General features: G+C 46.3%; 13 protein-coding genes. 12 read left to right on the top strand and 1 reads right to left on the bottom strand.

Going from position 1 to position 15,150, the window contains the following annotated elements:
* The first annotated feature begins 10 nt into the window (after window positions 1-10).
* The 9 genes from ACSNJE_RS00825 (at window position 11) to ACSNJE_RS00865 (ending at window position 10,783) form a co-directional block, all read left to right on the top strand.
* A complete protein-coding gene (locus tag ACSNJE_RS00825; protein WP_052217757.1) occupies window positions 11-673 on the top strand; it encodes a cobalamin B12-binding domain-containing protein in 663 nt (220 codons plus the stop codon).
* A gap of 71 nt (window positions 674-744) precedes the next feature.
* On the top strand, window positions 745-2,526 hold the full coding sequence (locus ACSNJE_RS00830; protein ID WP_495251743.1) for an ASKHA domain-containing protein: 1,782 nt from the start codon (window positions 745-747) through the stop codon (window positions 2,524-2,526).
* Window positions 2,527-2,947: 421 nt separating this feature from the next.
* Window positions 2,948-4,447: a glycine betaine uptake BCCT transporter gene (locus ACSNJE_RS00835; RefSeq protein WP_495251744.1), complete on the top strand. Its 1,500-nt coding sequence runs from the start codon at window positions 2,948-2,950 to the stop codon at window positions 4,445-4,447.
* A 3-nt stretch (window positions 4,448-4,450) separates the two neighbouring features.
* Window positions 4,451-5,371 carry a [methyl-Co(III) glycine betaine-specific corrinoid protein]--tetrahydrofolate methyltransferase MtgA gene (mtgA, locus tag ACSNJE_RS00840; RefSeq protein ID WP_474774154.1) on the top strand — a complete coding sequence of 307 codons (921 nt, stop codon included), beginning with the start codon at window positions 4,451-4,453 and terminating at the stop codon, window positions 5,369-5,371.
* A 25-nt stretch (window positions 5,372-5,396) separates the two neighbouring features.
* Window positions 5,397-6,893, top strand: a complete 1,497-nt coding sequence (locus tag ACSNJE_RS00845; RefSeq protein WP_495251745.1) for a glycine betaine uptake BCCT transporter — start codon at window positions 5,397-5,399, stop codon at window positions 6,891-6,893.
* Window positions 6,894-6,963: 70 nt separating this feature from the next.
* Window positions 6,964-8,415 carry a glycine betaine--corrinoid protein methyltransferase gene (gene mtgB, locus ACSNJE_RS00850; protein WP_495251847.1) on the top strand — a complete coding sequence of 484 codons (1,452 nt, stop codon included), beginning with the start codon at window positions 6,964-6,966 and terminating at the stop codon, window positions 8,413-8,415.
* 40 nt (window positions 8,416-8,455) lie between these two features.
* Complete coding sequence (gene mtgC, locus ACSNJE_RS00855; RefSeq protein WP_052217771.1) at window positions 8,456-9,100, top strand: glycine betaine-specific corrinoid protein MtgC; 645 nt, start codon at window positions 8,456-8,458, stop codon at window positions 9,098-9,100.
* A gap of 302 nt (window positions 9,101-9,402) precedes the next feature.
* Complete coding sequence (locus ACSNJE_RS00860; protein ID WP_474660536.1) at window positions 9,403-10,074, top strand: DUF1638 domain-containing protein; 672 nt, start codon at window positions 9,403-9,405, stop codon at window positions 10,072-10,074.
* Window positions 10,075-10,114: 40 nt separating this feature from the next.
* Entirely contained in the window at window positions 10,115-10,783 is a 669-nt protein-coding gene (locus tag ACSNJE_RS00865; RefSeq protein WP_052217775.1) for a DUF1638 domain-containing protein, read from the top strand.
* Window positions 10,784-10,954: 171 nt separating this feature from the next.
* Here the strand turns inward: ACSNJE_RS00865 and hcp are convergent, their stop codons facing one another.
* Window positions 10,955-12,244 carry a hydroxylamine reductase gene (gene hcp, locus ACSNJE_RS00870; protein ID WP_052217828.1) on the bottom strand — a complete coding sequence of 430 codons (1,290 nt, stop codon included), beginning with the start codon at window positions 12,242-12,244 and terminating at the stop codon, window positions 10,955-10,957.
* A gap of 280 nt (window positions 12,245-12,524) precedes the next feature.
* On the opposite strand from hcp, the gene ACSNJE_RS00875 reads away from it, so the two are divergent.
* The 3 genes from ACSNJE_RS00875 (at window position 12,525) to ypeB (ending at window position 15,140) form a co-directional block, all read left to right on the top strand.
* Window positions 12,525-12,983: a demethoxyubiquinone hydroxylase family protein gene (locus tag ACSNJE_RS00875; protein WP_052217777.1), complete on the top strand. Its 459-nt coding sequence runs from the start codon at window positions 12,525-12,527 to the stop codon at window positions 12,981-12,983.
* Between the two features lie 81 nt (window positions 12,984-13,064).
* Complete coding sequence (gene sleB / locus ACSNJE_RS00880) at window positions 13,065-13,754, top strand: spore cortex-lytic enzyme (protein WP_013121759.1); 690 nt, start codon at window positions 13,065-13,067, stop codon at window positions 13,752-13,754.
* Between the two features lie 18 nt (window positions 13,755-13,772).
* A complete protein-coding gene (gene ypeB, locus ACSNJE_RS00885) occupies window positions 13,773-15,140 on the top strand; it encodes a germination protein YpeB (RefSeq protein ID WP_495251746.1) in 1,368 nt (455 codons plus the stop codon).
* The last annotated feature ends 10 nt before the right edge of the window (window positions 15,141-15,150 follow it).

The following is a 15,150-nucleotide window of genomic DNA, read 5'->3' on the forward strand; positions in this document are numbered from 1 at the left end:
GGTAGACAATATGGAACAGATCATCAAACAAATACAGGAAGGTCTGCTGGAAGGCGATGCCCAGGTTGTTAAAAATTTAACGGAAAAGGCACTGGCCGTGGGTATCAATGCCAAAATAATAATTAAAGAAGGGTTAATGCCGGGTATGAAAATTGTCGGGCAAAAATTTCGTGATAACGAAATTTTTATTCCCGATGTGTTGATGTCCTCCAGGGCTATGCATGCCAGTCTTTATGTCTTGCGACCGCTTCTCACATCTTGCAGGCTTGCATTTAAAGGAAGCGTAGTTGTGGGAACCGTTGCCGGTGACCTGCATGATATCGGCAAGAACATGGTGGCCATGATGTTGGAAGGAGCGGGATATTCGGTTATTGATGCCGGTATTGATGTGCCGGCCGGCGATTTTGTGAAGGCTGTGAAAAAATACAAGCCAGACATTTTGGCCATGTCAGCCCTGTTAACAACTACTATGGGCGAACTGGGTGATGTCATTGCCCGGTTGAAAGAAGAAGGTTTACGGCATCATACCAAAGTCCTGGTAGGCGGCGGACCTGTAACGCCGGAATTTGCCCTAGCGATAGAAGCCGATGCTTATGCGGCAGATTCATATCATGCCATTGAGGCGGCTAACCGCCTGATAACGGGTGAAGTAGGTTTTATTTCGGTTTCTTAAATAACGTGTCAAACCAGACCTTATATTAAAATTACAGCCCCGCCAGGGGCTTGATTCACTTGGAGGGAATTATGGACAAAGTAAGAATTGTTTTCAATAACGGGCAAGAATGGCAGGTTGAAAAAGGCGCCAGGTTATCGGAGGTTATTAAGACCGCCGGGTTTCAAATGGATTTCCCCTGCGGGGGACAGGGCAAGTGTGGCCAGTGTAAAATAACAATAGGCTTACTGAACGGCATTGACAGAAAACAGGTTTTAGCTTGTACCTATAAAGTTGAGAAAGATACATGGGTGGAACTGCCTGAAGGCCTGGATAACCTTGGCACCCGTATTTTATCTTCGGGCAGTAAACCTGCTTTCGCCCTAAACCCCGGGTTCAGCAAGCATTATATTGAAGGAAATGTACAGGGGAACAGGTCTTTTTGGGACGGACTGGAGGAACAGGTCAGAGGGCTTGGTTACCGGATTCCACGGGATTTGACAATTTTACAGCATTTTGCTGAAACGGGTAGCAAGGCAAAAGGTCTCACTTTAGTGTGCGCGGGCGACGAGGTAATAGATGTTGAACCCGGCGATACCACCGGGGCCTTATATGGCCTGGCTGTAGATATCGGGACCACGACGGTGGTCGGGTATTTGATGGACCTGAATACCGGTGAGGAGTTGGCTGTAAGCGCCGATTTAAATGCTCAGCGGGTTTTTGGCGCCGACGTAATATCCCGCATCAATGCTGTTTACCAGGATAAAGATAATTTAACCCAATTGCAAATGAAGGTTATAGGGACTATTAATGGACTGCTGGAAAAAGTGATACAACAATCCGAGGTACCGGCGGAAAATATCTATGCGGTAACTCTGGCCGGGAATACCTGCATGCATCACCTTGCCCTTAGTCTTAACCCCAAGAACCTGGGTCGGTCTCCTTTCTTACCGGTGATTCAACATCCTGTGGAGGTTTACGCCCATAAACTTGGCCTAAATGTCAACCCACGGGCCCGGGTCTGGGTATTTCCTGTTATCGCAGGCTTTGTGGGAGGGGATACAGTAGCCGCTGTTCTGGCCAGCGGCCTGCACCGAAAAAAAGGAGTTAACCTTTTGATTGACATAGGTACTAATGGCGAATTGGTTGTTAATGCACACGGTCGGATGGCCGCTTGTTCAGCAGCAGCCGGGCCTGCCCTGGAAGGCGCTCAGATCACCTTCGGGATGAGGGCTGAGACGGGGGCCATAAGTAAAGTACAGCTTTTGCCGGAAATCAGGCTGGAGATAATCGGGCAGGAGCATGCCAAAGGCATCTGTGGTTCGGGGCTGGTGGACCTTTTGGGTGAACTGATTAAGGCCAAATTAATTAATCGACGGGGCAGGTTTGTTGCGCCAGAGGATTACAATGGGCCCCAATTTCTGAAAGAACGTCTGGTAAAAGGCGATAAAGGATATTACTTTGTGCTGCGCAAGGCTGAGGAAAACGGAGGCCGGGAGATATATTTCTCACAGGAAGATGTTTCCCAGCTTCAGTTGGCCAAAGGGGCATTAAGAGCAGCCGTGGAGTTACTGGTTGAAAAGGTCGGTGTTGACGGGTTGGAAGTGGAGGAAGTACTGTTAGCGGGAGCCTTTGGCAACTTTTTGAACATTGAGCAGGCGTTGGTCATAGGTCTTTTGCCGGACTGGGCAAAGGGAAAAGTGCGTTCTATAGGTAACGCGGCCGGAGAAGGAGCCAAAATGGCCCTGTTGTCTGCCGATAAGCGCAGTGAGGCCACGGAGATTAACAGCATGGTAGAATTTCTGGAATTAGCGGGTACCGCCGATTTTCAGGGAGCTTTTGCCCAGGGCATGCTCTTTACCCATGCGGGTTGACAACACAAGAATCCGCCAATCGAAGAGCTACCCCCCTAAAGAGAGTTTCAGATTGAAGAAAAAGTTTCAAGTTGGTACGATAAGGGGAGCTTAAATGATTCATCCGCTCCGGATAACATTTAAGCTCCCCCATTTATCTAGGAGACCTTTGTCCATAACCTGCATCCCCCTTAGGGGGTTTTATCTTTAATTGGGGCATTCTAATAAAAATAGAGCTAAGTCGGTGAAAAGGCAAGATCATACCGGAAAGTGCTAAAAAGTACTACTGCAAAAAGTCAATATTGTACCTGAAAGTACAGCATTAATCCAGGGACAAATATGCCCTGATTTTGTATCATCTAATTAAGATAAGAATTGCGACAATATTCGAGTAAATTCGAAAAACTTAAACAAAATTTGCGCATTGATTGGAGGGGGTGCCATGTCGGATGGGCTGGTCAGAAAGGATAAAACACTAAGCCGGGTAATGGGGATACTGGCGGTTGTATTTGTTTTGGCTGGTTCAATTTTTCCTCAACGCATGAATCAGGCTTTGCAGAATGCCCTGCAGTTCATCACCGGTAACTTTGGCTGGTCCTTTTTGCTTATTGTTTTGGGATTTGTTGCTTTTTGCCTGATTTTGGCCTTCAGCAAATATGGTAACGTTAAACTTGGTCGGCCGGAAGATGAGCCCGAGTACAGCACCTTTTCCTGGTTTGCCATGCTGTTTAGCGCGGGTATGGGAATTGGGCTGGTTTTCTGGAGTGTGGCCGAGCCCCTGTCCCATTACAGCAATCCTCCCTTTGGCAAACCTTATTCCGATGAGGCCATAGAAATTGCGATGCGTTATACCTTTTTTCACTGGGGAATTCATCCCTGGGCAGTCTACGGAATCGTGGGTTTGGCCCTGGCTTATTTCGGGTTCAGAAAAGACCTGCCCATGCTGATCAGTTCAACTTTTCAGCCCATTCTCGGTGAGCGGATTAAGGGACCGGTAGGCAAAGCGCTTGATGGGCTGGCCGTTTTTGCCACGATTTTTGGCGTGGCCACTTCCTTGGGCTTAGGTACCATGCAGATTAATAGCGGTCTGAAATACCTTTTTAATATACCTAATTCAATTTGGACTAATATTGGGATTGTAGTAATAATCACAATTTTGTTTACTCTTTCGGCCTTATCGGGAATCGGCCGGGGCATTAAAATACTGAGCAATACTAACGTGGCCTTGGCTGTTCTGCTGCTGATTTTTATGGCCATAATAGGGCCGACGCGTTTTCTGGTTAACCTTATGACGGCTACTGTCGGTCAATATATGCAAAGTTTTTTATCGATGAGTCTGAATACTGATCCCGTAAAGCAAACCGGATGGGTGAACAGTTGGACCGTCTTTTATTGGGCCTGGTGGATTGCCTGGGCGCCCTTTGTTGGGGGATTTATTGCCAGAATATCAAAAGGGAGAACCATCAGGGAGTTTGTTTTAGGCGTTTTAATTGCGCCGGTAATATTCTCTTTTCTCTGGATGGGCGTGTTCGGCGGGACAGCTCTGCATTTAGCCGGAATCCAGCGGCAGAATATTGTCCCTGCAGTTCTGAAGGATATTGCTTCTGGACTGTTTATGGTGTTCCATTATTACCCCTTAACGGGCTTACTGTCAGGGTTAGCCCTGATATTAATAATAACATTCTTTGTTACATCGGCAGATTCGGCGACATTTGTTGTCGGAATGCTGTTGTCCCATGGGAGTCTGGAGCCTGCAGCTTCAACAAAAGTATTTTGGGGGGTGATACAGGGAGCCATAGCTGTTGTACTCCTGATAACGGGAGGCCTGACGGCTTTACAGACGGCTTCAATTGTTGCCGCTTTTCCTTTCATGTTTGTGATGGTTTTAATGGCCTATTCCATGATCATGGATTTGCGAAGAGAAAAAACGGAGGTGTATTGATTAGTGTTCAGATTTACAACCGAACAGCATGTATATGACATCAACGGAGTAAAGATCGGAGGTCAGCCGGGCGAATACCCTACTGTGTTAATCGGCAGTATGTTCTACCGGGGACACAAAATAGTAAAGGACCCGCAGAAGGGTATTTTTGATGAGGATGCAGCTAAAGCCCTGCTTGACCAGGAAGCTGAATTGAGCGCTGAAACAGGTAACCCAAGAATTGTTGATGTTATCGGAGACAGCATTGAAGCTTTGACCCGGCATGCGGAATTCGTTCTCAAGCATACCGATTGCCCTATCCTGCTGGATAGTGTAAGTCCGGAAATTCGTATTGGCGCTCTGAAGAACTTTGCCAAGGACCCATCGGTTATTAACAGGATTATTTATAACTCAATTGAAGAGAACTATACCGAAGAAGAATTGGCGGCCATTAAAGAAGCAGGAGTAAAAACTGCAGTAATACTTGCTTTCAGCAAGAAACACCTGAAGCCTTCTAAGAGGCTTGAACTACTGACCGGTGATGATAAGCATGAAGGCCTTATCGCGGCTGCCAAGAGAGCCGGGATAGAACAGTTCCTTATCGACCCTGGTGTACTGGACGTGGCCAGCAACAGCTGGACTACTAAAGCTATTTACGATGTGAAAGAGAAGTTCGGTTATCCCGGTGGCTGTGCACCGTCTAACGCTCTTTACCTGTGGAAGAAGATGCGCTCTAAAGGCACGCCGTACTTTGAGGTTGCCGGTGCGTCCGTATTCACTTATCCCATCACCCAGGGCGGAGACTTTATCCTTTACGGTCCAATAGCAAACGCTCCGTGGGTATACCGCGCCGTAGCCACCACCGATGCCATGATTGCTTATGCCAATAAAGTGGTTGGCACCAAGTTAGGTACAACTGAACACCCATTACTAAAAATATTCTAAAAGTGAAAGGGGGGTATTCTAATTTATGTCAATAGGAAACGGCTCGAAAAATAATACAGTTTTATATGTTTCTGCAGCCATAGTCCTGTTGTTCGTAGCCTTCGGCATGTTCCTGCCCAACCAGATGGGTGAAGTAGTTAATAGTGTATTTGCATTTCTGACAACTAATTTTGGCTGGTTGTATTTGCTGGCGGTTGTTATTTTCATTGTTGTTGCTTTCGGCATTGCCTTCAGCCGCTACGGGAACATAAAGCTGGGGAAAGAAGACGACAAGCCGGAGTTCACCAACTTCCAGTGGTTTGCTATGCTTTTTGGCGGGGGCATGGGTATCGGTCTTGTCTTTTGGTCAATTGCCGAACCAATAATGCACTACCTATCCCCTCCCTTTGGCAAAGGCGGTACTCCCGAGGCTATGCATACAGCTATGCGGATTGTGTTCTTCCACTGGGGTATCCATGCCTGGGTTATCTTTGCCATAGGTGGGTTGGCCCTGGCATACTTCCAGTTCCGTAAAGGACTACCCTTCCTGATCAGTTCGGCTTTTTATCCGCTCATTGGCGACCGGATTTACGGACCAATCGGCAAAGCCATTGATATCTTGTCCGTATTTGCTACCGTATTCGGCGTAGCTACCAGTCTGGGTCTTGGTTCCAGTCAAATTGCCACCGGTTTGGAGTATATCTGGGGTATCAAGGCGACACCTGTTACCATTTCTATTATTATCGCGGTAATTACTGTCATTTTTACCCTGGCCACCGTTTCCGGGCTGCATAAAGCCATGCAGGCCGCTGCCAATATCAAGGTCTGGCTCTCCGTTGCCTTTATGGTATTCATCTTTCTCTTCGGCGGTACGGTCTTTATTCTGAATAACTTCACCGATACCCTTGGCGCCTATTTCCAGAACTTTATCGGGCAGAGTTTATGGATGGGCAACATGGATTGGATAAAGGGCTGGACAGTGTTTTACTGGGCATGGTGGATTGCCTGGGCTCCTTTTGTCGGACAGTTTGTAGCCCGTGTTTCCAAGGGCCGGACCATTCGTGAGTTCATCCTGGCCGTAACTTTGCTGCCCGTTGGGTTCTCCTTCATCTGGTTGTCCATATACGGCGGGGCGGCCTTCAACCTGGACAAATTGTCCAATGGAGCCATTCAGGCTGCTGTTAATGCGGACTACACTACAGCACTGTTTGCGACCCTGAAACAGTTGCCGGTATATTCACTTACTGCTCCCCTGGCAATTGTCTTGATTGTTGCTTCCTTTATCGGGGCTGCAAACTCTGCAACTTACGTGCTGGCCATGCTCACTTCGGGCGGAGATATGAACCCCAGTGAAAAACTGCGTGGTTTCTGGGGGATCGCGCAAGGTGTTTTCACCATTATGCTGATCCTGGTTGGTGGTACCGCTGCGTTAAAGGCCCTGCAGACAGCTTCCATAGCCGCTGCGTTTCCATTTATGCTCATCATGTTAGTAATGTGTTACAGCATTTACAAAGCCTTGCGGGAAGACGGTGCAGCAATCTAGCCTGGGTATATGCAAGTTTCTAATTTATAATTGAGCAGCCGGGGTAAAAGTATCGGCGGATAGAAGGAAAATTAATAAAAGAGAGGTGTTCATTATGCTACCAAAATTTAATATTTTAACCCCTGAACAAGTGCAGGCCGTACACGATCACACCATGAAAATATTGGAGGAAATTGGTGTCGAGTTTTTGTACGAACCTGCCCTGGAGGTGTTCAGAAAACACGGCCAAAAAGTAGACGGCCACAGGGTGCACTTCAAACGGGAATTTGTTGAAGAACAGGTGAAGAAGGCCCCTGCCCAGTTTACCCTGCATGCCCGTAATCCGGAAAACAATCTGATTTGCGGCGGAGAGCACATTATTTATATGCCCGGTTACGGCGCTCCCTTTATCCATGAGGCTGACGGGACGCGGCGGAATGCTACCATGGCTGACTATGATAATTTTGTTAAGTTGGCGGGCGCCAGCAAAAACATGCACATGACCGGCGGCACTGTGGTTGAACCAACTGATGTAGATGACCGTATCCGTCACCTGAAAATGATATACAGCCATATTAAAAACTCTGATAAGTGCTTTATGGGTAGCGCCTCGGGACGGGAAAGAGCCGAGGATTCCATTGAAATGGCTGCCATGCTCTTCGGGGGAAGGGATGTAATAAAAGAAAAACCCGCTTTGATTTGCCTGATCAACTCAGTGACTCCTCTGAAATATGATGACCGCATGCTGGGAGCATTAATGGCTTATGCCGAGGCCGGACAGGCCATGGTCATTGCTTCCCTGGTTATGGCAGGTTCAACAGGACCGGCTACCCTGGCCGGAGCCTTAGCTTTGCAAAATGCCGAAGTACTGGCGGGCATTACCCTCGCTCAAAGTATAAACCCTGGAACTCCGGTGGTTTACGGCTCAACTTCCGCCATCACTGATATGGCCACAGGTTCACTGGCCATCGGCAACCCTGAATGTGCCCTCTTCACTTCGGCCAGCGCCCAGCTAGCCAGGTTTTATGGAGTACCGAGCCGTGGGGGTGGCGGTTTATCGGATGCCAAGATTGCCGATGCCCAGGCCGGCTATGAATCAATGATGACTTTACTGGCGACCAGTGCAACAGGCATTAACTTTGTACTGCATACAGCGGGCATACTCCAGTACTTTATGGCTATGTCCTACGAAAAATTCATGATTGACGACGAGATAGCCGGTATGGTTTTGCGGTACCTTAACGGTATTGACTTTGCTGAAGAAAAGTTTGCCTTTGACGTAATTGCTGATGTAGGCCCCGGCGGTCACTTCCTGACCCAGAAGCATACCAAGAAAAATCATAAGTTCGAAATGCGGCGGGCCCTGTTAAGCGACAGGCAGTCTTATGACGGCTGGGCCAAAGAAAAACTTGATACCAATGCGCGCGCAAACAGGAAATGGCAGGAAGTTTTGGCCAACTACGAACCACCGGCTCTTGATGCGGGGCTTGACGAAGCATTAAAGAATTTTATCGAAAAACGTACAGCAGAACTTCTTAAGTAGTTTTAAACTATAAACAATTTAAACAACGGAGGGATAGGTTATGAGCCAATTATTTGAAGAAATCAAAGAAGCGGTTATTGATGGTGATGAAGATTTGGCGGCTGAACTGGCACAAAGGGTGTTGGATGAAAACATCAACCCTGTTGAAGCCGTAAAAAACGGTTACATTAAAGGAATTGAAGAGATCGGTAACAGTTGGAAAGCCGGTGAGGCATTCCTGCCCGACGTTATGATGGCTGCCGACGCCATGAAAGCAGGAATGGCTGTTCTGGAACCTGCTATTGCCGAGATGGGTAGTGCTGAAGATGAAGCAGCCGGAAAAATTGTTATAGGAACCGTTGCGGGAGATATCCATGATATCGGGAAAAATATAGTCGCAGCTCTTCTTACGGCTGCCGGTTTTAAGGTATATGACCTAGGTATCGATCAGAAACCCGAGAATTTCCTGGCCAAAGCCGAAGAGGTTGGCGCTCACATTATTGCTGCCACTGCTTTATTAACCACTACCATGAATGCCCAAAGAGAATTAATCGAATATCTGGAAGCCCAAAACGTAAGAGACAAATATAAGGTAATTGTCGGCGGTGGGCCCACCAGTCAGGCTTGGGCCGATGAAATAAAGGCCGATGGTTGGGCAGAGACCGGCGATGAAGCAGTTGAATTATGCAAAAAACTGCTTGCCTAATAGGCTCTATGGATAATGTAAGAATATAAAGAAAATATAATAAAATTATTCATATTCTGAATATCAGCAAGATAGTACAAGAATGGGGCAATATTAGTTCTGTTTTTAGCCGGTGGTTAGTGGTATAAATAAACTAGACAATTTGTTCACAATTTTGTTAATGTCAAATATCTTGACATTAACTTTACCCTCCCTCATATCTCCTTAAAGGCTAAGGCAAAGCAAAAAACCCAGAGTAAATTCTGGGTTTTTTGCTATAATAAAATTAATTTTATCATTGAATTTAGCGAAGGAGTAGAAAAATGAAAATTAAGCTTATCGGCTGCGCTTCTTCAAAAAATGAAGTGGAGTGGCTTGGCGCCACTGACAATATCGACTGCGAATTTCTTGATTACTCATATCATGCCAACCCCAAAAAATTGCATAACAAACTGCAGGAGATTATAGACAGGAGCCAGGATTACGACCTCATAATTTTGACTTACAGCCGGTGTTCAAATGCGGTAGTAGGCCTGGTTTCTCCCAGGGTGCCAGTGCTTTTACCGGCGACCCATGACTGTATAGGCCTTTTAATTGGCTCCAACAAGAAACATGAAAAAATAGCGAAAGAAAACGTGGACGCTTACTATTTTAGTCAAGGGTGGCTTGATTATGGCCGTACGCCTTATGCGGAATACCTGGAGTACGAAAAAAAATACGGTGAAAAGCAAGCCCGGCATTTGATAGAAAGCTTATACGGGCGTTATTCAAAGGCGATACTGATAAAGACTCCTGGTATGAAGGATGTCGACTATTACCGCCGTAAAGTAAAAGAAATTGCAGATTTTTTTGGGTGGCAGGTCGATGAGATAGATGGAGATACAAGGTTGTTGGAGTCTGTTGTAAAAGGGTGCAGGGTTCCCGGTGTTATTTACGTTCAGCCCGGTGAGAAAGTGACCGAGAACCATTTCCGGTCTGCTGCCGGAAACTGTTAGCAAGCCATATTCCATTAAAGCGGAGTGTGATTGTGAAAATATGGACAAAAACATAGCTCTAGTAATTGCCTGTGAAGCATTCAGGGGCGAGCTGGATTATTTTAAGGATTCCATAGATGTGGAAGTTTTATGGGTTCGGCATTCGTTGCATAATACGCCTGACCAACTTAAACTGGAGCTGATGAAAAAAATTGAAGAAGCTGAAAAAAAGCTAAAACCGGGAAGTACCGTATTACTAATGTTTGGGAACTGTGGAGGAGCCTTAAACGGTCTGAAATCGCGGACCCTTACCTTGATATATCCTGACGTAGCAGATTGCATTCCGGTTATCCTGGGTTCTATGGACAGATACAAGCAACTGCAAAGGGAAAAACCAGGCACTTTCTACCTCAACAAAGCCTGGATAGATTCCGGTGAGGATCCTTTGGGCTCCAGTAAAAAATATATCAATATCTACGGTGAGGAAAAAGGGTGGAAAGTCACCAAAAGAATGTACAAAAACTATACCCACTTCACACTTATTGATAATGGCTGTTACGACCTGGAAAAATACAGGCAATATACTATGGCTGCCTGCGAGAAGTTTGGTAAGGCTTACTCCGAGGAAAAGGGCGATCTGAGTTTTGTGGAGGCCATTTTGAACAGGCAATGCCCGATGGTAAGCATACCGCCCTGTAACAGTGAAACAACCGTTGCTCCAACTTATTGATTCACCGCACAGCGGCTACACCTGCAATTTCGGAGCAACGGTTTTTTGCTACATAAAACTTTGTTTGAAGATGGCGAAGGCCGCCGGGAAGTCCGGCACTCAACTCAAGTTGAGTGTCTTGGACGGGGCGGCCTAACTTCTAAAGGAAATTTATAAGAGCCAATCCTTTTTTTATTTTCCCAGCATTTTTGGTAAATCTTTTTCTACGGTATCAATGAGCTGTACGTTAAAGGTATCCTGCAGAACTTTTACCACGCCGGGGGTAAGGAATCTCGGCAATTTTGGTCCGATGTACATATTTTTCACTCCCAGGCTAAATAGGCCAAGTAGAATAGCCACAGCCTTTTGCTCGAACCAGGACAGTACGATGGTTAACGGTAGGTCGTTTACGGTACAGTTAAAGGCATCGGCCAGGGCCAGAGCTACTTTTACTGCTGAGATGGAGTTGTTGCATTGACCGAAGTCGATAAAACGTGGAATTTCTGTTCCCTCAATGGTACCAAAGTCTATGTCGTTAAAGCGGAATTTACCGCAGGAAGTGGTAATCAGAATGCAGTCTTTTGGCAGCGCCAAAGCTAATTCCCTGAAATAATCCCTTCCTGGAGTAGGAGAATCGCATCCGGCGATAACAAAAAACCTTCTGATTTTGCCTGCTTTCACAGCCGCGATAATTTGTGGCGCCAGCGCCAGTACTGTTTCATGGTGGAACCCGGTAATCATGAATTTGTCAGAGTTGACATTTGCTGCCGGTAATGATAAAGCTTTTTCGATAAGCGGAGTAAAGTCGTTGTTTTCAATTCTTTGCACGCCTTCCAAACCGGCAACACCGTAACTGAAGAAACGGTCTGCATAGGAGCCCCGGATAGGCATTACACAGTTGGTAGTGCCGAGAATGGCGCCAGGGAATTCTTCAAAGAGCTTTCTCTGGTCGTACCATGCTTTGCCGATATTACCTTTGAGGTGCGGATATTTTTTCAGTTCAGGATAACCGTGAGCCGGCAGCATTTCGGAGTGGGTGTATACATTTACTCCCTTGCCTTCACTTTGTTTCAGCAATTCTTCCAGCGCGAAGAGGTCGTGGCCGGTAACTAAGATGGCTTTGCCTTCAATTTTATCGGAAGTCACTTTCACGGGCTGTGGAATGCCAAATTTTTCGGTATGGGCTTTATCCAGCAATTCCATGGCCTTTACCGTTGCTTTACCTACTTTCAGCGCTGTATTAATTGTTTCATTAACATTGAAGTTTACGTTGGTAAGAGTAGTAAATAAAGCTTCGTGGGTGATAGCATCGATTTCCGGGTCAGTATAGCCCAACTCCCTGGCATGGTGCGCGTAAGCGGCAAGGCCTTTCAGGCCGAAGATAATGGTATCCTGCAGGCTGGCCAGGTCTTCGTTTTTACCACATACACCCACTTTGGTGCAGCCGGTCGGGGGAGTCTGTTCACACTGGTAGCAGAACATCTTTCTTTCCTCGTTGGGGGCCTCATTTTCAGGTTTTTTAAAAAGCTTACTAATCATTCCTATCGTCCTCCTTAATGTGTTTTTTTCAAAATTTGTACCCGGGCACGAATTTCGGTTCGTTATGATTTCATTTTACAGTTATCCGTTCGTAGCAGATATGATATAAATCACTTTTGGGTGTGTAATAACCCACATTTAGGTGTGAGAAGTTTCCTGATTCATACATAACTGGACGTTATTTCAGGAAACAATAAGCACAAAAAGAGAGGTTAAAGTTACTTTGAATAATCAAGAAGTGATAGCAAAGTTAAACTGGTTTTATTCCTTGGAAGTACACCAGGTAGACATTTATAAGACACAAAGTAATTTGGTGAATGACGAATATCTGTCAAGGGCATTGCGGAAGTTTTCAGATATTGAGCAAACCCATGTTGAAAATATAGCACGCCTCATAGAACGCTTGGGGGGAACGCCCACGGTAATAGGTGAAGTTGTTGGAGAAATTTTTGGCAAAATATCAGGGAGAATTGTCACCATAACAGGCCTGGAGAACCAGCTAAAGTTCAATATAGCTCTGGAGAAAAAGGCCATGGAGGATTATAAAGATTTAATCCTTAAGGCGGGCCGGGAAGATATTTTCGAGACCCTTTGGAACAACCTGCTTGATGAAGACCTTCATACAGCTTGGATGGTTAACAAAATAGAAGAATTGGCCAAAAATCAATCGTTGAAAGTATAAAACCTGTCTTCGGTAACAAAATAAAAACACGGTAAAAAACAGTAAAATCGTTGAAATCCAGGTAATGAAGGGACGGTCGCGATGAAAAACAAAAAGGTGTTGATACTGTCAATAGTGCTTGCAACCCTTTTCAGTGGCACGCTTTTTTGTGTCCATTTATTTGCCCAGCCGGCAACTTTGTACTGGGGGAGCAAAGGCTCAGATGTAATTAAGCTGCAGACTCGTTTGAAGGATTGGGGTTATTTTAAAGGCCCGGTAGATGGCGTTTTTGGTGCAGCGACGTCCAGGGCCGTAAAGAATTTCCAGAGAAAACACGGTCTTACTCCTGATGGGGTAGTAGGGCCGGCCACCTGGCGGGCGTTGGGTATTTCTGCTTTTTCCAGAGGCAGCAACTATACTCCGTCGCGTGGGGTATCCAACCGTGACGAAATAACCTTGTTGGCCAGAGTTATCAACGCCGAAGCCGGAGCGGAGCCTTATGAAGGTAAAGTGGCTGTGGGCGCTGTAATATTAAATCGGGTGGAAAGCCCTTCGTTTCCCAATACGCTGGCTGGCGTAATATATCAACCAGGGGCCTTTGAATCGGTTTCTAACGGAACTATCAACAAGCCGCCCAGCAAAGAATCTTTAAGGGCAGCGCAAGATGCCATGAATGGATGGGACCCCGTTTATGGCGCCCTTTACTTCTGGAATCCTGGCAAACCGGTGAATAAATGGATTTGGTCCAGAAAAATTATTCAAAGAATCGGCGACCACGTCTTTGCCCGGTAAGGGGAAGGAGGATATAAATTGAGGGAAATTTCACGTCGGACATGGTTATTAACGGTTTTGACAGCAGGCCTTTTGGTGGTTGGAACGGGTTATTGGGGATATACACAACACCAACATAAACAAAGGCTGCTGACCTATCTTAACAACCGTAATCAAAAAGCCTTTTTTGAAATGGTCAGTCAGGTGGAAAACATGGAAGTCCTCCTGGCCAAAAGCATAGCCAGCGGATCGCCGCACCAAAGAAGCCTATTGTTTTCCAACCTCTGGATGCAAGCCAACGGAGCCCAAAACAACCTGGGCACCTTGCCCCTAGCGCATTTCCAGGTTGCCAGGACAGCGAAATTTTTGAACCAGGTTGGCGATTTTGCCTATGCTCTGGCTAAAAAAGACCCGGATAAACAGCAAATTACCGCCAGTGAAGAAAGAAAGCTGGCTCAACTGCACAGGGAAGCGGGTTACCTGGCCGTTGAACTCCAGCGAATAAGAGCTAAGGCGGTAGAAGGGCTGCTGACCTGGGGTGAAGTTGAAAACCAGGCGCCCAAGTTGAAGAAAGCCGGTCTGACCGGCATTAGTGCCGGTTTTGAGAAAATAGATGGGCAGATGCAAAAATTCCCCACTTTAATTTATGATGGTCCCTTTTCAGACCACATAGAACAAAAAGCGCCAAAGGGACTGACGGGAGCGGTTGTTTCAGCGACGGAAGCCAAGAACATCGCTGCACAGTACCTGGCCAAAGGGAATAAACCGCTATTTAGGCCTGTCCGTGTCAGAAGCGTAACAGGAAAAATTCCCGCCTACCGGGTTTATTTTGACCCGGCTGCCGGGACAGGCCCAAATGCCGTAGTAGATGTCAGCAAAAAAGGCGGCCATGTGGTTATGTTGATGGTTAATCGGGACACCGGAGGTAAGACTTTTTCACTCCGACAGGCGGAAAATAAAGCGGATGGTTATTTGAAAAGCAGAGGTTTAATCGACATGGTGCCTACTTATTCATTAGTGCAAGGAAACAATGCAGTAATTTCTTACGCGTACCGGCAGAAAGGCGTGTTGATTTACCCGGACCTGATAAAAGTTAAAGTGGCTCTGGATAATGGCGATATACTTGGGTTGGATACGCTGGGATTTCTAATGTCTCATCATAAGCGCAACCTGCCGCAACCTAAAATTAGTCAGGCGGAAGCTCGAAGGGCGGTAAACCCCAATTTAAAAATCCGGGAAGCGAGGCTGGCGGTTATACCGACAGATACTCTTGGCGAGAAGCTGGTTTACGAATTCAAAGGAAAACTTAACGGCGACACTTTTATAGTTTATATAAATGCCATGGACGGTACGGAAGAAAAAGTATTGAAAGTAATAGAAACCAAAGACGGTCCTATGACCATGTAATGGAGGTTGA

The organism is Thermincola sp. GK-1 (genome assembly GCF_059412445.1).